This is a genomic window from Vibrio sp. 10N.286.48.B8 (assembly GCF_003050085.1).
Classification (GTDB): domain Bacteria; phylum Pseudomonadota; class Gammaproteobacteria; order Enterobacterales; family Vibrionaceae; genus Vibrio; species Vibrio crassostreae.
This window is the reverse complement of record NZ_PIGD01000005.1, coordinates 189,727-209,506: the sequence shown is the minus strand read 5'-3', so window position 1 is coordinate 209,506 and position 19,780 is coordinate 189,727. Positions and strand designations below refer to the sequence as shown.

19 protein-coding genes are annotated in these 19,780 nt (G+C 45.5%); 11 read left to right on the top strand and 8 right to left on the bottom strand.

All coding sequences use genetic code 11. The annotated features are described in order from the left end of the window. Window positions 1-119 precede the first annotated feature (119 nt). From frdA to frdD, 4 genes are read left to right on the top strand one after another with little or no spacing between them, the layout of a single operon-like run. Entirely contained in the window at window positions 120-1,943 is a 1,824-nt protein-coding gene (frdA, locus tag CWO08_RS08535; protein WP_048661406.1) for a fumarate reductase (quinol) flavoprotein subunit, read from the top strand. Then, window positions 1,943-2,707, top strand: coding sequence for a succinate dehydrogenase/fumarate reductase iron-sulfur subunit (locus tag CWO08_RS08530; RefSeq protein ID WP_009847917.1), 765 nt, complete (start codon window positions 1,943-1,945; stop codon window positions 2,705-2,707). Before frdA ends, CWO08_RS08530 begins: the two co-directional genes overlap by 1 nt. 1 nt (window position 2,708) lies before the next feature. Beyond that, a complete protein-coding gene (frdC, locus tag CWO08_RS08525; protein WP_108020275.1) occupies window positions 2,709-3,092 on the top strand; it encodes a fumarate reductase subunit FrdC in 384 nt (127 codons plus the stop codon). A 12-nt stretch (window positions 3,093-3,104) separates the two neighbouring features. Continuing rightward, complete coding sequence (frdD, locus tag CWO08_RS08520; protein WP_052880182.1) at window positions 3,105-3,491, top strand: fumarate reductase subunit FrdD; 387 nt, start codon at window positions 3,105-3,107, stop codon at window positions 3,489-3,491. A gap of 663 nt (window positions 3,492-4,154) precedes the next feature. Here the strand turns inward: frdD and efp are convergent. Then, complete coding sequence (efp, locus tag CWO08_RS08510; RefSeq protein ID WP_048661402.1) at window positions 4,155-4,721, bottom strand: elongation factor P; 567 nt, start codon at window positions 4,719-4,721, stop codon at window positions 4,155-4,157. A gap of 33 nt (window positions 4,722-4,754) precedes the next feature. On the opposite strand from efp, the gene epmB reads away from it, so the two are divergent. Together epmB and CWO08_RS08500 are read left to right on the top strand one after the other, a co-directional pair. Further along, the gene (epmB, locus tag CWO08_RS08505; protein WP_108020273.1) at window positions 4,755-5,777 is read left to right on the top strand and encodes an EF-P beta-lysylation protein EpmB; all 1,023 of its coding nucleotides are present in this window, start codon (window positions 4,755-4,757) and stop codon (window positions 5,775-5,777) included. A 195-nt stretch (window positions 5,778-5,972) separates the two neighbouring features. Next, complete coding sequence (locus CWO08_RS08500) at window positions 5,973-6,461, top strand: MgtC/SapB family protein (RefSeq protein ID WP_055320086.1); 489 nt, start codon at window positions 5,973-5,975, stop codon at window positions 6,459-6,461. Between the two features lie 106 nt (window positions 6,462-6,567). Here the strand turns inward: CWO08_RS08500 and CWO08_RS08495 are convergent, their stop codons facing one another. The 5 genes from CWO08_RS08495 to CWO08_RS08475 form a co-directional block, all read right to left on the bottom strand. Continuing rightward, entirely contained in the window at window positions 6,568-8,046 is a 1,479-nt protein-coding gene (locus tag CWO08_RS08495) for a diguanylate cyclase (protein WP_108020272.1), read from the bottom strand. A gap of 256 nt (window positions 8,047-8,302) precedes the next feature. Beyond that, complete coding sequence (locus CWO08_RS08490; protein ID WP_017068001.1) at window positions 8,303-8,860, bottom strand: VC2662 family protein; 558 nt, start codon at window positions 8,858-8,860, stop codon at window positions 8,303-8,305. Between the two features lie 486 nt (window positions 8,861-9,346). Continuing rightward, complete coding sequence (locus CWO08_RS08485; protein ID WP_108020271.1) at window positions 9,347-9,688, bottom strand: four helix bundle protein; 342 nt, start codon at window positions 9,686-9,688, stop codon at window positions 9,347-9,349. Between the two features lie 419 nt (window positions 9,689-10,107). Next, the gene (gene groL, locus CWO08_RS08480) at window positions 10,108-11,754 is read right to left on the bottom strand and encodes a chaperonin GroEL (RefSeq protein ID WP_048607778.1); all 1,647 of its coding nucleotides are present in this window, start codon (window positions 11,752-11,754) and stop codon (window positions 10,108-10,110) included. A gap of 51 nt (window positions 11,755-11,805) precedes the next feature. Beyond that, entirely contained in the window at window positions 11,806-12,096 is a 291-nt protein-coding gene (locus CWO08_RS08475) for a co-chaperone GroES (protein WP_004741353.1), read from the bottom strand. A gap of 502 nt (window positions 12,097-12,598) precedes the next feature. On the opposite strand from CWO08_RS08475, the gene CWO08_RS08470 reads away from it, so the two are divergent. From CWO08_RS08470 to CWO08_RS08455, 4 genes are all read left to right on the top strand, one after another. Next, window positions 12,599-13,936 (top strand): MATE family efflux transporter, encoded by a 1,338-nt coding sequence (locus tag CWO08_RS08470; protein WP_108020270.1) that lies wholly within the window; start codon window positions 12,599-12,601, stop codon window positions 13,934-13,936. 198 nt (window positions 13,937-14,134) lie between these two features. Then, the gene (locus tag CWO08_RS08465) at window positions 14,135-14,635 is read left to right on the top strand and encodes a methylated-DNA--[protein]-cysteine S-methyltransferase (protein ID WP_108020269.1); all 501 of its coding nucleotides are present in this window, start codon (window positions 14,135-14,137) and stop codon (window positions 14,633-14,635) included. A 93-nt stretch (window positions 14,636-14,728) separates the two neighbouring features. After that, the gene (locus CWO08_RS08460) at window positions 14,729-14,980 is read left to right on the top strand and encodes a type II toxin-antitoxin system Phd/YefM family antitoxin (protein ID WP_052880189.1); all 252 of its coding nucleotides are present in this window, start codon (window positions 14,729-14,731) and stop codon (window positions 14,978-14,980) included. Window position 14,981: 1 nt separating this feature from the next. Continuing rightward, window positions 14,982-15,329, top strand: coding sequence for a type II toxin-antitoxin system RelE/ParE family toxin (locus CWO08_RS08455; RefSeq protein WP_052880190.1), 348 nt, complete (start codon window positions 14,982-14,984; stop codon window positions 15,327-15,329). Window positions 15,330-15,472: 143 nt separating this feature from the next. On the opposite strand, the gene gpmM is transcribed toward CWO08_RS08455, so the two are convergent. Next, the gene (gene gpmM, locus CWO08_RS08450; RefSeq protein WP_108020268.1) at window positions 15,473-17,005 is read right to left on the bottom strand and encodes a 2,3-bisphosphoglycerate-independent phosphoglycerate mutase; all 1,533 of its coding nucleotides are present in this window, start codon (window positions 17,003-17,005) and stop codon (window positions 15,473-15,475) included. 350 nt (window positions 17,006-17,355) lie between these two features. On the opposite strand from gpmM, the gene wecA (CWO08_RS08445) reads away from it, so the two are divergent. Continuing rightward, on the top strand, window positions 17,356-18,420 hold the full coding sequence (gene wecA / locus CWO08_RS08445) for a UDP-N-acetylglucosamine--undecaprenyl-phosphate N-acetylglucosaminephosphotransferase (RefSeq protein ID WP_108020267.1): 1,065 nt from the start codon (window positions 17,356-17,358) through the stop codon (window positions 18,418-18,420). A gap of 255 nt (window positions 18,421-18,675) precedes the next feature. Here wecA (CWO08_RS08445) and wecA (CWO08_RS08440) read toward each other — a convergent pair whose 3' ends face one another. Next, entirely contained in the window at window positions 18,676-19,755 is a 1,080-nt protein-coding gene (wecA, locus tag CWO08_RS08440) for a UDP-N-acetylglucosamine--undecaprenyl-phosphate N-acetylglucosaminephosphotransferase (protein WP_108020266.1), read from the bottom strand. Window positions 19,756-19,780 lie beyond the last annotated feature (25 nt).

Genomic DNA, 19,780 nt, shown 5'->3' with positions numbered 1-19,780 from the left:
TACACTGAACTTACCACTTAAGGCTTAGGGGTGATGAACGGTTGATGTCGTTTACTGCTCTCTAAATAAGCTTTTTATAATAACAAGCGGAATACTCCGCATCACACTGGAGAATAACTGTGAAGACAATTACCACAGATATCGCAGTCATCGGCGCAGGCGGCGCTGGTCTTCGTACAGCAATTGCAGCAGCTGAAGCTAATCCTGAATTGGAAGTAGCACTGATTTCTAAAGTTTACCCAATGCGTTCGCACACGGTAGCAGCAGAAGGCGGTTCAGCAGCGGTAATTAAAGACGAAGATAGCCTAGATAACCATTTCAACGATACTGTTGGCGGTGGCGACTGGCTATGTGAACAGGATGTTGTTGAATACTTTGTTGAAAACTCGACTCGCGAAATGATCCAAATGGAACAATGGGGCTGCCCATGGAGTCGTAAAGAAAACGGTGAAGTAAACGTACGCCGATTCGGCGGTATGAAGGTAGAGAGAACGTGGTTCGCAGCGGATAAAACCGGCTTCCACATGCTTCATACTCTGTTCCAGACTTCGATGAAGTACGACACAATCAAACGATTTGATGAGTACTTTGTGGTGGATTTGATCGTTGAAGATGGCGAAGTACAAGGCCTAATCGCGATTCATATGTCTGAAGGTGAGCTTGTTACGATTAAAGCAAAATCTGTTGTTCTAGCAACCGGTGGCGCAGGTCGTGTTTACCACTGTAATACTAACGGCGGCATCGTAACGGGCGACGGTATGGCAATGGCTTATCGCCACGGTGTACCACTGCGTGACATGGAGTTCGTTCAATACCACCCAACCGGCCTACCGGGCACTGGCATCTTGATGACCGAAGGTTGTCGTGGTGAAGGCGGTATCATCGTCAACAAGAACGGCTACCGTTACCTACAAGATTACGGCATGGGCCCTGAAACTCCAGTGGGCGAGCCGAAAAACAAATACATGGAACTGGGTCCTCGTGACAAAGTTTCTCAAGCATTCTGGCACGAACAGCAGAAAGGCAACACCATCAAGCACCCTCTTGGTGATGTCGTACACCTTGACCTTCGCCACCTGGGTGAAGAGTATCTGCAAGAGCGTCTTCCGTTCATCTGTGAGCTGGCAAAAGCGTACGTAAACGTAGACCCAGCAAAAGAGCCAATTCCAATTCGTCCGACTGTTCACTACACCATGGGTGGCATTGAAACTAACGGTACCTGTGAAACTCGCATTAAAGGCCTATTCGCCGTTGGTGAATGTGCTTCAGTTGGCCTACACGGTGCAAACCGCCTAGGTTCTAACTCTCTGGCTGAGTTTGTAGTATTTGGTCGCGTAGCCGGTGAAGAAGCCGTGAAACGTGCAGCTGAATTCAAAGGCTGGAATGAAGAGTCTATCGCTAAGCAAGTGAAAGCGGTTGAAGATCGCATCGCCGGTCTACTAAACCAAGAAGGCGATGAGAACTGGGCTGATATCCGTACTGAAATGGGTCACACCATGGAAGCGGGTTGTGGTATCTACCGTCAAGAAGACTTGATGCAAAAGACCATCGACAAAATCACTGAACTGAAAGCGCGCTACAAGAAGATCAGCATTAAAGACAAAGGCAAAGTGTTCAACACTGACCTACTTTACGCTATCGAAGTGGGTTACGGCCTTGAAGTTGCAGAAGCGATGGTTCACTCAGCGATCCTTCGTAAAGAGTCTCGCGGTGCACACCAACGTCTAGACGACAACTGCACAGAACGTGATGACGTGAACTTCCTGAAACACTCTCTATCTTTCTACAACGAAGATGCAGCACCAACCATCGACTACAGCGGCGTTAAGATTACTAAATCTCAACCTAAAGCTCGTCTATACGGTGAAGCAGCCGAGAAAGCCGCTGCCGCTGAAAAAGCAGCAGAAGAGAATGCGAAGAAGAGCGAAGAGGAGCAAGCATAATGTCAGCGAATCGAATCCAAAAAATTGAAATCCTGCGTTATGACCCTGAGCACGATGCAGAACCTCACTTTCAAACCTTTGAAGTGCCATTTGATGAAACCATGTCAGTACTTGATGCGATCGGTTACATCAAAGATAACCTAGATAAAGACCTGTCTTACCGTTGGTCTTGTCGTATGGCGATTTGTGGTTCTTGCGGCATCATGGTTGATGGCGTGCCAAAACTGGCATGTAAAAGCTTCTTACGTGACTACCCGAATGGCTTCAAGATTGAGCCTTTAGCTAACTTCCCAATCGAAAAAGATTTGATTGTCGACATGACACCGTTCATCGAGCGCCTTGAAGCAATCAAACCATACATCATTGGTAACGACCGCAAGCCAGAAGACGGTACTAACATCCAAACTCCAGAGCAAATGGCGAAGTACAAACAGTTCGCGGGCTGCATCAACTGTGGTTTGTGTTACGCAGCGTGTCCTCAGTTTGGTCTAAACCCTGAGTTCATTGGCCCTGCGGCACTTGCTCTTGCTCACCGCTACAACCTAGATAGCCGTGACAATGGTAAAGCTGAACGTATGAAGCTTATCAATGGCGACAATGGCGCTTGGGGCTGTACGTTTGTAGGTTACTGTTCTGACGTATGTCCGAAGAAAGTAGACCCAGCAGCGGCAGTGAACCAAGGTAAAGTTGAGTCTTCAATGGACTTCGTTATCTCGATGTTCAAGCCAGACGGATCGCAAGTAAAAACAGCAGAGGAGGCATAATATGAGCAATCGTAAGCCTTATGTTCGTGAGATGAAGAGAACGTGGTGGAGCAACCATCCGTTCTACCGCTTCTACATGCTACGTGAAGCGACTGTACTGCCTTTGATTCTATTCACTCTGTTCCTAACCTTCGGTTTGGGTTCGCTAGTGAAAGGCCCTGAAGCGTGGGAAGCTTGGTTGAGCTTTATGGCTAACCCTATCGTTGTTGGTATCAACATCGTAGCACTGCTAGGCAGCTTACTGCACGCTCAGACCTTCTTCAGCATGATGCCTCAAGTAATGCCAATACGCCTTAAAGGCAAATTGGTTGATAAAAGAATCATCGTACTGACCCAGTGGGCAGCGGTGGCTTTTATTTCTTTAATCGTTCTTGTTGTGGTGTAAGGAGCTTTCGTTATGAACACAAATTACAAAGTAAAACCTGTTAACCACAATCCACAACGCTCTGATGAGCCAATCTGGTGGGGCCTATTTGGCGCTGGCGGTACTTGGTTCGCGATGATCACACCGATCACGATTCTAGTGTTGGGTATCTTAGTGCCAATGGGCATCATCGATGCGGACGCAATGAGCTACGAGCGTGTGTCTGAGTTCGCCACCAGCATCATCGGTGCGCTATTCATCATCGGTACGCTAGCACTGCCAATGTGGCACGCAATGCACCGTCTTCACCACGGCATGCACGACCTGAAATTCCACGTCGGCGTTGCAGGTAAAGTGGGCTGCTACTTCTTTGCAGGCCTAATCAGCGCATTGTCTGTTATTTTCATCTTTATGATCTAAAAGCAGATACGGGATTCGAGTAATCGAGATTCGAAGAGCTTAAAAGCAGATTCGAGATTCGGGTAATCGAGATTCGAAGAGCTTAAAAGCAGATTCGAGATTCGGGTAAACGAGTATCGAAGAGCTTAAAGCAGATGCGGGATTCGAGTAATCGAGATGCGAAAAGCTTAAGAGCAGAAAAGCGAAAGCAGAGCTAGGTTATCCAGCTCTGCTTTTTTTTTATTTTTCGTATCGCGCATCTCGCTTACTCTCATCTGCCCTTCAAGCTCTTCGTATCTCGCATCTCGCTTACTCGCATCTGCCCTTCAAGCTCTTCGTATCTCGCATCTCGTTTACGCGCATCTGCCCTTACCGCTCTTCGTATCGCGCATCTCGCTTACTCGTATCTGCCCTTCAAGCTCTTCGTATCTAGCATCCCGTTTACGCGCATCTGCCCTTCAAGCTCTTCGTATCTCGCATCTCGTTTACGCGCATCTGCCCTTTCCGCTCTTCGTATCCCGTATCTCGCTTACTCGCATCTACTCTTAAGCTCTTCGCATCCCGCATCTCGCTTACTCGAATCTGCCCTTCTGCTTTTCCTGACCGCCAGATACAAAAAAGGTCGCTCATGAGCGACCTTTTTCATTGTACTGAACCATCCAAAACAAGATGGGCACAATCAAATTACTTCACACGACCAACGTATTCGCCAGTACGAGTATCAACTTTAACAACTTCACCGATTGCGATGAATAGAGGTACGCGAACTACCGCGCCAGTTGCTAGAGTTGCAGGCTTACCGCCAGTACCTTGTGTGTCGCCTTTAAGGCCAGGATCGGTTTCTGTTACTGCGATCTCAACAAAGTTTGGTGGAGTTACTGTGATAGGGTTATCATTCCACAACGTTAGAGTACAAACGTCATTTTCAACTAACCATTTTGCAGAGTCAGCAACTGCTTTTACGTCTGCTGCGATTTGCTCAAATGTTTCGTTGTTCATGAAGTGATAGAATTCGCCATCGTTGTATAGGTAACCTAGTTCAACGTCAACAACATCTGCAAGCTCAAAGCTTTCGCCTGATTTGAATGTTTTCTCTAACACTTTGCCTGACAGCAGTTTACGAAGTTTTACACGGTTAAACGCTTGGCCTTTACCTGGCTTAACGTATTCATTGTCGATAATTGAGCAAGGCTCGTTATCTAACATGAATTTTAAACCGCCTTTGAATTCATTGGTGCTTACTGACGCCATGATTTTCTCTTCCACATCTTTGAGTTAATTTCAATGCCGCATATCATAACCCGAAAAGTCGAATCTGTTGAGCAAAACTGGCTCAAACAACTATCGAATGCGATCTCTGACCCGACAAAACTGCTTGAGGCATTGGAAATAGACCCAACACCGTGGCAAGCAGGCTTTGCTGCTCGTGAGTTATTTGCACTTCGGGTACCTCTTAGCTTTGTCGAACGAATGGAAAAAGGCAACCCACACGATCCTTTGCTAAGACAGGTTTTACCGCTAAGTGAAGAGTTTGAGGTGCACCAAGGCTACTCCGCCGATCCCCTAGAAGAGCAAGAGAACGCAATCCCGGGCTTACTGCACAAATATAAAAATCGTGCACTGATGATAGTGAAAGGTGGCTGTGCGATTAACTGCCGCTACTGCTTCCGTCGTCACTTCCCTTATCAAGATAACAAGGGCTCGAAGTCTGTTTGGCAAACCAGCCTCGACTATGTGGCGGCTCACCCAGAGATCAACGAGGTTATCTTGTCGGGTGGCGATCCACTGATGGCCAAAGACAGCGAACTAGAATGGCTGATTCATGCTATCGAACAAATTCCACATGTGAAAACCGTTCGAATTCATAGCCGATTACCAGTTGTGATTCCAGCTCGAGTAACGGATGAGCTGTGCCAATTGTTAGCGCAAACTCGCCTCAATGTGGTCATGGTCAGCCATATTAACCATGCCAATGAAATCAACTTTGAACTCAAGCAAGCCTTCCATAAGCTTAGACTAACTGGAGCGACTCTGCTCAACCAAGGCGTGATGCTTAAAGGTGTAAACAACAGCGCTAACTCATTGAAAGAATTAAGCGAAAAACTATTCGATGCCGGTGTTTTACCTTACTATATGCATGTGCTTGATAAGGTTCAGGGCGCTGCTCATTTCTATATTTCAGATGAAGAAGCCAAGCATCACTTTAAGGGATTAATCTCTGAGGTTTCTGGCTACCTAGTACCTAAGTTAACCCGAGAGATTGGCGGACGCAGCAGCAAGACACCACTCGACCTACACATTGAATAACTCTATCTCGAGCACTGGTCGCTTCTTGAGTATCAAGAAGCGACAAAAGAAAAACTCACCTAGCTTCACCTTAACAACATCGGCTGCTAGACTTTAAGTCATCTTTATCAATCGTTAAGACAAAAAGTTTTTGTTCGATCGTCCGGTCTATTATTAGCATACTCGGCTCTATTCTAAATTTTTAGGAGGGGTGATATGACACAATTTATAGAACAAACTCTCAACCTTGCCCCCTTTAGCTGGGCAGGTCTTGCAGTATGCATGCTGTGTGGTTCGTTAATCGGCATCGAGCGACAAACACGCGGTAAACCGGTAGGGATCAGGACATCGATTCTGATCATCAGCGGCACCTACTTCTTCCTCACCATGGCGATTAGCCTTTCCCCTAATACGCTCGATCAAGCTCGTGTGCTTGGGCAGATAATTACTGGGGTGGGTTTCCTTGGCGCAGGGGTAATGATGACACTGGATGGCAAGATTCATGGAGTCACGTCAGCCGCGATTATCTGGGTGCTCGCTGCATTAGGTATGATGATCGCACTTGGCCACCTTTCTCAATCAGTCATTATCACGCTAATGGCGCTAGTGATTCTGCTTGGTGTCGACAAGGTGGAAAATAGCTTCCAGAGCCTGCGTCGTGGTGTTCACCAAAAGTGGATGAGAAAAGGTCGCGCGAAAAAATAATCCTAATCTTAGGTGCAATTTCTTAAAGACAATTGCTTAGACACAATTCATTAGACAAAAAAGAAGCCTAGTCAAACGACTAGGCTTTAAGTTTTTACGAAAGCGCTTAATACACCTGAATACACACCTGGTTCTTGCCCGCAGCCTTTGCCTTATAGAGCTGTTCGTCGCAAGCGCGAATACTCTGGTTTTCCCACAAGTGCCCAACACTGTCGAATTTGTACAAAGAGTAGAGCGTCGCGCCACCAGAGACAGAGATATTTATCTTGTCACCCGTTGGACATCGATAACTCTGTAGGCTAATGTCGTTTTTAATTCGCTCAAAGATCGATGAAAGCAACTCTGATGATTCACCCGTAATCGCAACAACAAACTCTTCACCACCAAATCGAGCCACGATATCTTGCTGTCTAACGCTGTTCAGCATCAACTGAGCAACATGACAAATCACCTCGTCCCCCACTTTATGACCATATTGATCATTAACGACTTTGAAATCATCGATATCAAACACGCCAACACCAATAATCGGCTCTTCATCTTGCGCCAGTAATCGGGTTTCAAAGCCACGTCGATTCAGCAAGCCGGTTAATGGGTCGCGCATTGCTAGGGCATTTAAACGCTGGTGCTCTTGTCTTGTATAGAAACGCCATAGCCATAAAACCGAGAGCAGATACAAAACCAACAGTATCGAAAGCTGAATCTTCTCCATCTCCAATACATGCAGAAAGTGCTCGCTCTTATCTTCTACAATACTCAGATATAGCTGGGTGTTAATGTCATCAACATACAGAGGCTTAGAATAGGTAAAGTCCATAAAGCCGTATTTGTTTGCGCCTTGCGTACTTGTGACTTTATAGCCATGGGTAGGGTTTGATACTAGGTTAGAGACATAGCCATCGACACCCAATACCCCTTTAAACTCACCATTAACGTAGATCCCTTTGGTTAAGGTCACCACTTTTTGACCTGTCAGATAATCATCGTATTGGCCGGTATACACCACTTGGTCTTTGCCTTGCGATAGGCCAAAGCGAACCGTATTGATCCAATATGGTCGGCTATTTACGACAGAGTCGAACGTATCACCTTTCATATATTGGGCAATATCAGAGGGGGAAGAGATAATAAACTTCTCTTTCGAGATGAAGTAGATCGCTGAGATGGTATCAATGGTATTGGCGAAATAGGCCATGGTAGGCGCAATAAACAAACGCTTACCCGCTTCGGTATAAAGGTCCGATTTCGGGTTACACATCTCGCGAGGGCCAGAGAACATAAAATCAAAACGAGGGGCATGTTGCTCCTCACTAGTGAAGTAGCACGTCTCACCTTCAATCTTTTTGTCATGCGAGAATACGTAGGTATCCCCATGCAGTGGATAAAGCGCAGTGATGTTGTACTCAAGCGCATTTATGATCTGTGTGAGCTCCGCTAAAGAGCGTGTCACGCCTTGGTTTTCGATTCCATACTGTTTATCTGATTCTTCCGCTGAATCAACGAGCAACAAGCTCAAAACTACTAAAAAACTGGCGGTCAGACTTAAAAAAGCCTTTTTAAAATCGATGGTATGGTGGTTAATCAAAGCATATAAATCATCATTGGGAATTTATCGCACATTGTACTTATAAGTAAAAATACTGCAATAGGAAATATAAAACAATATGCTTATCAGGTGGTTTGAGAAGTTTATCTTGGTTGTGGAATTGAATGTAATAACGCCTAAACAAGGGTTTAGGCGTTGATAGGCTTAGCTTTTAAACGCTAATGCGCTAAATAAAAGCTAATACGCCAACTAAACATCGCTCGCCAATAGTAGAACTAAAGGCTAAACGACCGCTTTATTTAGCGAAGTTTACAATCGGGAAGCACGGGAAGAAACCGTTATCAGCACAGTTGATCAGGCCAACTTGTACACCTTCGATTTTGTTGGTTTTGTTGAAGATACCAACCTGAACCGTCGACACTTCTGAAAGGTTCGCAGCGCCAACATCAACCATAGTGTTACCTTCTGAGTAGTTGACGAAACTCACGTTCGCGCCTTTTACATCATTGGTAATGTTCACTGCACCAAGGTTAACACCCGTTGTTTTACCTGTGTTCCAGTTGAAGAAACCTAGAGATGCGCCGGTCATTTCTTGGTTCACTTTTGATGCACCGAAGATACCCAGGTTCACACCTGTTGTTGTTTGCGTCTCAGACATACCAACAACCGCAAGATCAACACCTTTAAGGTCGTTTACTTGTCCGTGAAGCAGAGCTAAACGTACACCGCCAACCGCATCTGAATCAGGTGCGTTGAAGCCGTTGATCGTTGAAAACATAACAGGCGAAGAAGCGAATGCCGCTGGTGCCATTACTGCTGCCGACACAGCAAGTACTGAAAGTAGTTTTTTCATTGGGGAGTCTCCACTGACTTATTGTTGACTTGATTAATCCATTTTCAATCAAGCATTTATTATCCTTTATTCAACAGCTATCCATGTTAGACCAATGTCATAACTGTACTGTTGAATATAAGACGGTAAATCAAAAAGAGCAATGATTAAGAGCAGATGCGGGATTCGAGTAAACGAGATGCGAAAGGAATAAGAGCGGATGAGAGATACGAGTAACTAGATGCGAAAAGCAAAGAGCAGATGCGGGATTCGAGTGCACGGGATGCGAAAAGCAAAGAGCTGAGATAAAAACAGATGTGGGATTCGAGTGAACGAGATGAGAAAAGAATAAGAGCGGATGAGAGATACGAGTAGCGAGATGCGAAAAGAATAAGAGCAAAGATAAAAGCAGATGCGGGATTCGAGTAAACGAGATACGAAAGGCAAAGAACAGAGATAAAAACAGATGCGGGATGCGAGTAAACGAGATGCGAAAAGCAAAGGAAGTTATTGTTCTAGTGACTTGATTAAAGCTCCTAACATGCGTGAGATTTGAAATGCTTCCGATTGCCATTGCTCACCAACGCTCTTGGAAATGAACCCAACTTCAGAGCCTATGTCACCTTGAGTTGCAAATTCACTTATAGACCCCTTAGCGATTGCAAAGAAGTGCTTACGCTCTTTCAGAGATTTCCGCTCACAGCCTTCTGCGATATTGCTAGGTACAGATAAAGCACTGCGAGTAATCTGATCTTTGAAACCAAAATCTTTGCACATAGACATTACTCGATAAACGTTTATCGATAGCTGTCGACTTCGTTGCCAAACATCAAGTTTTCTATAAAGCACAATTTCTACCTAAAGACCGAAAAACTAATCATCTCAAAAGAACATCGTAGAAAAGTATTAATAAAGAACCAAAGTTCGAGACTTCTATCCTTTCATCTTTTCTAATCTCATATCTGCTCTAACCTTCTAAATCTTTTCGCATCCCGATTACTCGCACCTCTCATCTGCTTTTCAAGCTCTTCGTATCCCGCTTACTCGAATCTCGTATCCGCTCTTACGCTCTTCGTATCCCGATTACCCGTATCTCGAATCTGCTTTTCAAGCTCTTCGTATCCCGATTACTCGCATCTCGTATCTGCCTTTAAAGCTCTTCGCATCCCGATTACTCGCATCTCGTATCTGATCTTAAGTATCTGCTCCATAAAAAAACGGAGACCGAAGCCTCCGTTTTCAATTTCACTATGAATAGCGAGGGATGATTACATCATACCGCCCATGCCACCCATACCGCCCATGCCGCCCATATCAGGCATTGCAGGAGCTGAATCTTGAGGCTTGTCTGTCACCATCGCTTCTGTTGTGATCATAAGACCAGCAACTGATGCTGCGAATTGTAATGCAGAACGAGTCACCTTAGTTGGATCTAGGATACCCATTGCAATCATGTCGCCGTATTCGCCAGTCGCCGCGTTGTAACCGTAGTTACCTTCGCCAGCACGAACGTTGTTAGCAACAACAGACTCTTCATCACCTGCGTTCTTAGTGATTTGACGAATCGGTGCTTCCATTGCACGTAGCGCAACGCGGATACCTACGTTTTGCTCTTCGTTGTCACCTTCAAGGTTAGCCACTTTAGATGCAGCGCGGATAAGAGCAACACCACCACCAGCAACCACACCTTCTTCAACTGCAGCGCGAGTTGCGTGAAGTGCGTCTTCTACGCGGTCTTTCTTCTCTTTCATCTCAACTTCAGTCGCAGCGCCAACTTTGATTACTGCAACACCGCCAGCTAGTTTCGCTACGCGCTCTTGAAGTTTTTCTTTGTCGTAGTCTGAAGTTGCATCTTCGATTTGTTGACGGATTTGAGAAACGCGACCTTGGATCATCACTTCATCACCCGCGCCATCAATGATGGTTGAGTTTTCTTTAGTGATAGTAATACGCTTAGCTTGACCTAGGTCTTCTAGCGTTACTTTCTCAAGGTCTAGACCGATCTCTTCAGAGATAACCGTGCCGCCCGTTAGGATAGCGATATCTTGCAGCATAGACTTACGACGGTCACCGAAACCAGGTGCTTTAACAGCAGCCACTTTAACGATGCCACGCATGTTGTTCACAACGAGAGTTGCAAGCGCTTCGCCTTCTACATCTTCAGCGATGATAAGAAGTGGACGAGATGCCTTAGCTACTGCTTCTAGAGTCGGAAGAAGTTCACGGATGTTCGAAACTTTCTTGTCGATAAGCAGAATGAATGGGCTTTCTAGATCAACAGAACCCGCTTCTTGGTTGTTGATGAAGTAAGGAGATAGGTAACCGCGGTCGAACTGCATGCCTTCAACTACGTCTAGCTCGTCTTGCAGAGCCTGACCTTCTTCAACCGTGATTACGCCATCACGACCTACTTTTTCCATCGCTTCAGCAATGATGTTACCTACTGTCGAATCCGAGTTCGCAGAGATAGTACCTACTTGAGCGATAGCTTTAGTATCAGAACATGGAACAGAAAGGCCTTTAAGCTCTTCAACTGCTGCGATAACCGCTTTGTCGATGCCGCGCTTAAGATCCATTGGGTTCATGCCAGCAGCTACGGCTTTTAGGCCTTCAGTGATGATTGCTTGTGCAAGAACTGTTGCTGTAGTAGTACCGTCGCCCGCTGCGTCATTCGCTTGCGAAGCCACTTCTTTAACCATTTGTGCGCCCATGTTTTGGAACTTGTCTTCAAGTTCGATTTCACGTGCAACAGAAACACCATCTTTAGTGATCGTTGGTGCGCCAAATGATTTATCTAGAACAACGTTACGGCCTTTAGGACCTAGCGTTACTTTTACCGCGTCAGCCAGAACGTTTACACCTTCTAGCATTTTAATACGTGCGTCGTTACCAAATTTAACGTCTTTAGCAGCCATCTTTATTTCCTTTAAATTCTTTATTCAATCAGTTCAGTTTTATGGGTCGGATTACTCAACGATCGCCATGATGTCGTTTTCAGACATAATCAGAACTTCTTTGCCGTCGATTTTTTCAGACTTAGTGCCGTAGCCTTCAGCGAAGATAACAGTGTCGCCAACTTTAACGTCCAATGGTTGTACTGAACCGTTTTCTAGAATGCGGCCTTTGCCAACAGCTAGAATTACACCGCGAGTTGATTTTTCAGCGGCAGAACCAGTTAGAACGATGCCACCAGCAGATTTAGATTCAACTTCTTGGCGCTCAACGATAACTCGGTCGTGTAGAGGACGGATATTCATCGGTCAGATCTCCTGATAATTTCCATTTAATTTGATAGTTGCCACGATTGGCATGGGGTTAAAGAGTATGTTGGGGCGATGTGGAAGAACCCAAGGGGTGAAAGGGAAAAATTGTGATCTAAGGGGCAGATACGGGATGCGAATAATCGAGTAACGAAGAGAATAAGAGCAGTGACGGGATGCGAGTAATCGAGATTCGAAAAGATGTAAGAGCAGATGCGAGACGCGGGTAAACGAGTAAACGAAGAGAATAAGAGCAGTTGCGGGATTCGGGTAAGCGAGTGGCGAAGAGAATAAGAGCAGTGACGGGATTCGAGTAAACGAGTAGCTAACCTTCTTTGTTTTTGCTTTTCGTATCTCGCATCCCGTTACCCTCATCTAATTCTTTGTATCTGCTCTTCAAGCTCTTCGCATCCCGAATCTCGTTTACTCGCATCTGCTTTTCTTCCCTTCCCGCCCGCATCTGTTTATCCTACTCCTTTCGTTTCAGCTGGCGTTTTACATGCAAGATAAGCACGGGCTATTAACCGCCCCAATTGAGAGTACATTGCGTACCATGACCATACCGACCATATTCGGTATGGTGGCGATCTTGATGTTTAACCTCGTCGATACCTTCTTTATCTCATTACTGGGCACACAAGCCCTTGCAGCAGTGAGCTTCACCTTCCCTATCACCTTCGCCATCAACTGCATCACCATGGGGATTGGCATCGGCCTTTCCACTTGTATTGGTCGTTTACTCGGTCAAGGTTGCGCGCAAAATGCGGCTCGCTTTACTTGTCACGGTTTATTACTTGCGGTGCTTCTTGTTGGTTTTGCATCAACTCTGGGGCTAGTTACGCTTGAACCCATGTTTGCTTTATTGGGGGCAAAACCAGAGTTACTGCCACTAATATCTGAATACATGACAGTCTGGTATTTAGCCATTCCACTGCTTGTTATTCCAATGGCAGGTAATAGTGCAATACGAGCCAGTGGTGATACTAAAACACCCGCCAAGATTATGATGCTGGCCGGCCTGATTAACGGCATTCTCGATCCCCTATTAATCTTTGGTTACGGCCCCTTCCCTGAATTAGGGATTCAGGGCGCAGCCATTGCTAGCGGATTCAGTTGGTTTGGTGCATTGTGCGGCTCACTGTATGTATTAACCATACGAGAAAAGCTACTTGCTCCGCCTAAGCTAAAAAACATCATCGATGACTGGAAACAGATCTTAACCATTGGCACACCCGCAGCCCTTTCCAATGCCCTTAACCCACTTGCTGGCGCCATTATCATGATGATGTTAGCCAAACAAGGGACAGAAGCGGTGGCGGCTTACGGCGCTGCCCAGCGTATTGAATCGATTCTTATCATTGTGTTGATGTCCTTGACCTCGGCCCTAACGCCTTTCATGGCGCAGAACTTTGGCGCTAATAATCCACAACGTAGTTTCAAAGCTCTGTTCTTAAGCATGCGCTTCGCCGTGATGTTCCAAGGTTTGATTTTCTTAATGATGGTGCCATTGAGCATCCCTTTGGCCGCCCTGTTCTCTCAAGAAGAATCTGTACGAGGCATCTTGTGGCATTACTTGTTAGTTGTCCCGTTTAGCTATGGCTTCCAAGGAATTATCATGATGCTGATTAGTGCAATGAATGCCATGCATCAACCGCTCAAAGCCTTTCAATGGAGCTTCATGCGCCTGTTTGTATTTACCTTGCCGTTTGCTTGGGTAGGTAGCCAAATCGATGGCGTAGAAGGGCTGTTTATTGGCCTAGCTTTAGGAAACATAATGGGTGGTATTTCAGGGTATTGTTTTGCACTTCAAGTAGAGAAAGATTCGAGATGCGAGTAATCGAGATGCGAAAAGATATAAGAGCAGATGCGGGATGCGAGTAATCGAGATGCGAAAAGATGTAAAAGCTTAAGAGCAGATACGAGATTCGGGTATCGAGATGCGAAAAGATGTAAGAGCTTAAGAGCAGGTGAGAGATTCGGGTATCGAGATTCGAAGAGCTTGAGAGCAGAAAGAGACTAGAAGAAGGAAGATGACATGGAAGACACCACTTACAAAATGCTTTATGACGCACCGATTGGCAAGATGCTCATTGTGAGCGATGGTGTGTCGATTATTGAAATTGACCATATAAATCACGAAGAACTCATTACTAGCAATCCAGATGACCTTTGCCAACTGGCGACGAAACAGTTGGATGAGTACTTCGCAGGAAAACGTACAGAATTCGATTTGCCATTAAGAGCGATAAAAGGCACTAACTTTCAAAAAGCCGCTTGGCAGGCTTTAACAACCATTCCTTATGGCGAAACCATCAGCTACGGCGAACAAGCAAAGAGAATGGACAACCCAAAAGCCGTAAGGGCAGTCGGTGGTGCGAACGGCAAGAATCCATTTAGTATTGTTGTACCCTGCCATCGAGTCATCGGCGCGAATGGAACATTAACCGGCTATACCGGCGGCATGAACCGTAAAGAGTGGTTACTGGATTTCGAGCGTTCGGTTTTAAATAAAAAGAAGCAAACCTTATCTCGCTAGATCAATAATATAAAGTTTCACCATCAAGAAGCGTCGTTGTCACCAGACTAAATATAGTCTACATTTAAACCTCTACATTAAGAGATGATGATAATGTCCACCGAAACTATAAGTTACTTAAAAAAGCACGCGGCTAACCTCGATTTATCTGAGCCTATGACCATTACTCAAAATGGTAAGCCCGCTTATACGATTGAATCTTATGAAGATCGAAAGCGAAGAGATGAAGCTATAGCGCTAATGAAACTATTGTCGTTTTCTATTGATGATGAAAAACATGGCCGAGTAAACTCCGGCTCTCAGATTCGAGATAAACTGGCAAAGCGTAAGCAGTCGGTTCAATAATATGACAACCATCGAGTACACAGACACCTTTGAGCAACTACTTGATGCTTTAATTAATTACTTAAGTGATTATTCTAGTGAAGTGGCTGTTATTGAACGCATAGAAGCTCTTCTCGACCGATTTGAAGCCTTAGTCTCTGATAACCCTCATGCTGCAAACATTGCCCCTTCTTTACTAGAGCTTGGAGTGAAAAACTTTCGCGAATTTCACCTCGATCGTTTTCGTATTATCTATCGAACGTTACCGTCAGCTCATCCGAAAGAAACGAGAGTCATTGTAGATGTGATCGCATTGCAAAAACAAAACTTAGAACAACTGCTCATTCAACACTGCATACTCTACAAATAACGTTTAGCTCTGCGTATCTCGCATCTGCTCTTAAGCTCTTCGCATCTCGTTTACTCGTATCTCGCATCTATAAAAAAGCCCGCACTTTGAAGTGCGGGCTTTCAAAATCGTTAAAGCTCAACGTGAACCGCTGAGCCAAACAACTATTTAACGATCACATCACCAGACATCTCAGCCGGGATAGCAATACCAGACAGAGAAAGCATCGTTGGTGCTAGGTCAGACAGTTTACCGCCTTCTTTGAACTCAACGTCTTTGCTACCTACGTAGATAAGTGGCACTGGTAGGTTAGTGTGCGCTGTGTGGATGCCGCCCGTTTCTGGGTTTACCATCATTTCCGCGTTACCGTGGTCCGCTGTGATTAGCAGTTGGCCGTCAGCTTCTTTGATTGCTTCAACCACTTTGCCCAGACATTCGTCTAGCGACTCTACCGCTTTAACCGCTGCATCATAAACGCCAGTGTGGCCAACCATGTCACAGTTAGGGAAATTACACACGATAGCGTCGTATTTGCCGCCTTTGATCGCTGCAACAAGCTTTTCAGTTAGCTCTGGCGCGCTCATTTCTGGTTGTAGGTCGTACGTTGCGACTTTTGGAGAAGCAACAAGCTGACGCTCTTCGCCTTCAAACTCGTCTTCTTTACCGCCGTTGAAGAAGAACGTCACGTGCGCGTACTTCTCTGTTTCAGAGATACGTAGCTGCGTTTTGCCTTCTTTCGATAGCCATTCACCGTAGGTGTTCTCTAGAGAAGCCGGTGGGAATGCACATAGAAGTGGGATGTCTGCAGCGTATTGAGTCAGCATCACGAAATCGATCGCTGGGAATACATTACGCTCAAAACCGTCGAAGCTAGGCACAAACGCACGTGTGATTTCACGCGCACGGTCAGCACGGTAGTTCATGAAGATAACCGCATCGCCATCAACGATAGCGGCAGACTCTTCTCCTTCCGCTTTGATTTCAGTCGCTTTTACGAACTCATCGTTTTCGTCACGAGCGTAAGCCGCTTCTAGGCCAGCTACTGCTGTGTCGAATGTGAACTCAGCTTCTGCTTGAGTCAGTAGGTCGTAAGACTCTTGAACGCGATCCCAGTTGTTATCACGGTCCATTGCGTAGTAACGACCAATAAGCGAAGCAACACGGCCTTTGCCCAGTTTAGCGAACAACGCTTGGAAACGTGCTAGTGTATTTTCTGCGCTACGTGGCGGCGTATCACGGCCGTCTAGGAAAGCGTGTAGGTAGATTTTCTCTGCGCCACGCTCTGCTGCCATTTCAACAGCCGCGTAGATGTGATCTTCATGAGAGTGAACGCCACCTGGAGACATAAGACCCATGATGTGAACCGCTTTATCAGCTTTAACCGCTTTGTCGATAGCGTTAACCAGCGTTTCAGTTTGGCCGAACTCGCCGTCTGAAATTGACTTAGTAATACGAGTAAGATCTTGGTATACCACACGACCCGCACCAATGTTGGTGTGACCCACTTCAGAGTTACCCATTTGGCCATCAGGTAGGCCTACATCTAAGCCAGAAGCCGAGATTAGCGTGTTAGGTTGGTTAGCAATAAGACCGTCTAATACTGGTGTTTTAGCGTTCGCGATAGCGTTGTCTTGGTTGTCTTCACGGTAACCGTAACCGTCAAGGATCACTAGAGCCATTGGCTTCTTAGCTGACATAGGACTGACCTCGTTCAATTCAAAATAAATCGGTATAAAAACAAATTAGCGTAATTTTACTACAGTTTACAGTCAAAACTGTAGTGGAAGATCAAGAAAGGGCGCAGGTAGGATGATCGAATGTGAAAAAAAGCGTCATTTTATGTTTAAGCATCGTATAAACCTTGAGCAATAGTATTGGGGAAAATACCGCTGTCGTAATTCTGTATTAACACTGAATTACATACTAAAACCCAATATCACACTCAAAAAACAGCGAACAAAACATACTCAACTGAGTGTACATATTGATAGTTTTAACGTAAGATACACGCAAATAAAATTCTTACAAAAACTGGCTAGAGTTCATCATGTTATTAGAGCTATCATTTGTTGGCTTTTTCTCCTTTTCCTCACTCTTTTTGATGCGAAAAGTAGCGAAAGTCGTCGGCTTAGTAGATAAACCCAATGAAAGAAAGCTGCACAAGGGCGCAATCCCACTTGTCGGGGGTATTGCTATCAGTTTATCGATAGGCCAGTTTATCGTCACGCACCCCGATGTAATCCCCCATAGCCAGCTCTTTTTGGCCTCTATCGCAGCCCTGATTTTTATCGGCGCTCTTGATGACAAATTCGATATCAGCTTCAAGATACGACTTGTAGTTCAAGCGCTCCTCTCCATTTGCATGATGTATTTCGCCGATATCCGACTAGAGAACATTGGTAACCTGCTTGGGACCGGAGAGCTGCATTTAGGGTTCCTGAGCCCTGTAGTCACGGTACTCGCGGTAATTGGTGCTATCAATGCGTTCAATATGGTCGATGGCATTGATGGCTTATTAGGCGGGCTTGCTATTGTAACCTTTGCGGGTATCGCAATTTTGCTTAAAATCGACAGTCAACACGGCTTAGCTTACTTATGTGCTGTATTCATTGCCGCGACCATTCCCTATATCTTAATGAATCTCGGTATTCTGGGGCGCGAGCGTAAAGTTTTCATGGGTGATGCTGGCAGCATGATGATTGGATTTACTGTGATTTGGTTACTGCTGGGCGCAAGCCAAGATCCATCAGAAGCCATGATGCGACCAATAACTGCACTATGGTTAATTGCAGTTCCTCTAATGGACATGGCTGCGATCATGTTCAGACGCGTACGCCGCGGTGACTCCCCTTTCAAACCCGACAGAGAACACCTACACCACATTTTCCAACGCCTTGGCTTTACGTCGCGCCAAACACTCGCCATCATTTGCGCTATCGCAAGTAGCTTCGCAGGGCTCGGTATCTACGGCGAGTTCCTAGAGATTGCTGAATCGACCATGTTCATCCTGTTTATGATGTGTTTTGCTTCATACACTGTAGCCATGAGCTATGTTTGGCGTATCACAAGCTGGATTAGAAGTTGGCGTAACCTTCCAGAAAAAGTGTACTAGTGATTAGAAGTGCATTAATGGCTTAGGTTTTCAATTGAAGATGATTAAGAGCAAAAGCACTCAAGTCTAAAACTTCTCAAGCTAAACGCAAAAAGGGCCCAACCTCATATTGAGATTGGGCCCTTTTCTATATTTTCCTTAGCTTAAGCTATTGTAACTTAACTCTCTAACTCTCTAACTCTCTAACTCTCTAACTCTCTAATTTACCCAGCTAAGCACTGCGATAGTAGACTTGTCCGTTAACGACACATCAAACTATTTCGCTTCTAACTTCTTCCACTTTCTTACTATCTTGGCCATCTTAAACGAGTGTGTCATCCAGTAAGTATGCAATAAGAAACACGCCACAATGATGTAGAACATAATGTATTCTGGTACTTGGAAGTATTCGCCTAGTAATCCCAGTGTTGAATAGGCCAATTGCACCAAGCAAATCACCACTAAAGACTCTCGAGGCGTAAAACCGATGCGTTGCATAATGTGATGAAAATGCTCGCGGTCAGGGTGGAACGGAGAATGTCCTTTACGAATCCGACGGATCATAATGGCCATCATATCAATCAAAGGCACTGCGATTAACCACAAGGCGGTCACAGGCCGGATGACATAAGGCCCCTCTTCAGATTGCGTTCCGCCAATTAAAACCCAGATGACAATGAAGCCGATCATCATGCTACCGGCATCGCCCATAAACACTTTACGTAGCTTGCCCAAATAACCCAAATTAAACAGAACAAAGGGCAATAAGATCACCACCATCACTGCCATGAAAAAGGTATAAAACTCGAGTTCATAGGCAAAGAAAACCACACCTAACGATGCAAATACCACCATGCTTAAACCACCCAGTAGCCCATCAATACCATCGACCATGTTAAAGGCGTTAATGGCACCGATCACAGCGATGACAGTAATAATGCTATCGAGCACCACAGGGAAGTCCAGCACCCCCAATCCAAACACATTACCGACATGAGAAAGGGTTAACCCCGTGTAGTTCATGATGATCAGAGCTAAGATGGCTTGCACACCCATTCGGAGCTTAAAACTGATGTCGAAACGGTCGTCGGCTACCCCAATCAATACCAATACCGTTAAGCACGCTGCCGCTACCTCAACCCTTTTGAACTCGGCCGCATTCACGTAAAGGAAGTACAACACGGTAATGCAGAGAGAGAGCCCGCCCACCAGAGGAACCACACCTTCATGATGTTTTCTGGCATTCGGTTTATCGACTAAGCCAACGGCATAGCCCACTTTACGCATGCAGTACAACACCGAAAAGGAGAGAAAGAAGAACAGGGAAAGTTCGACAAAGTATTCAAACAGTGACATTGGTTAAAGCCTTGGGGATTGTTAG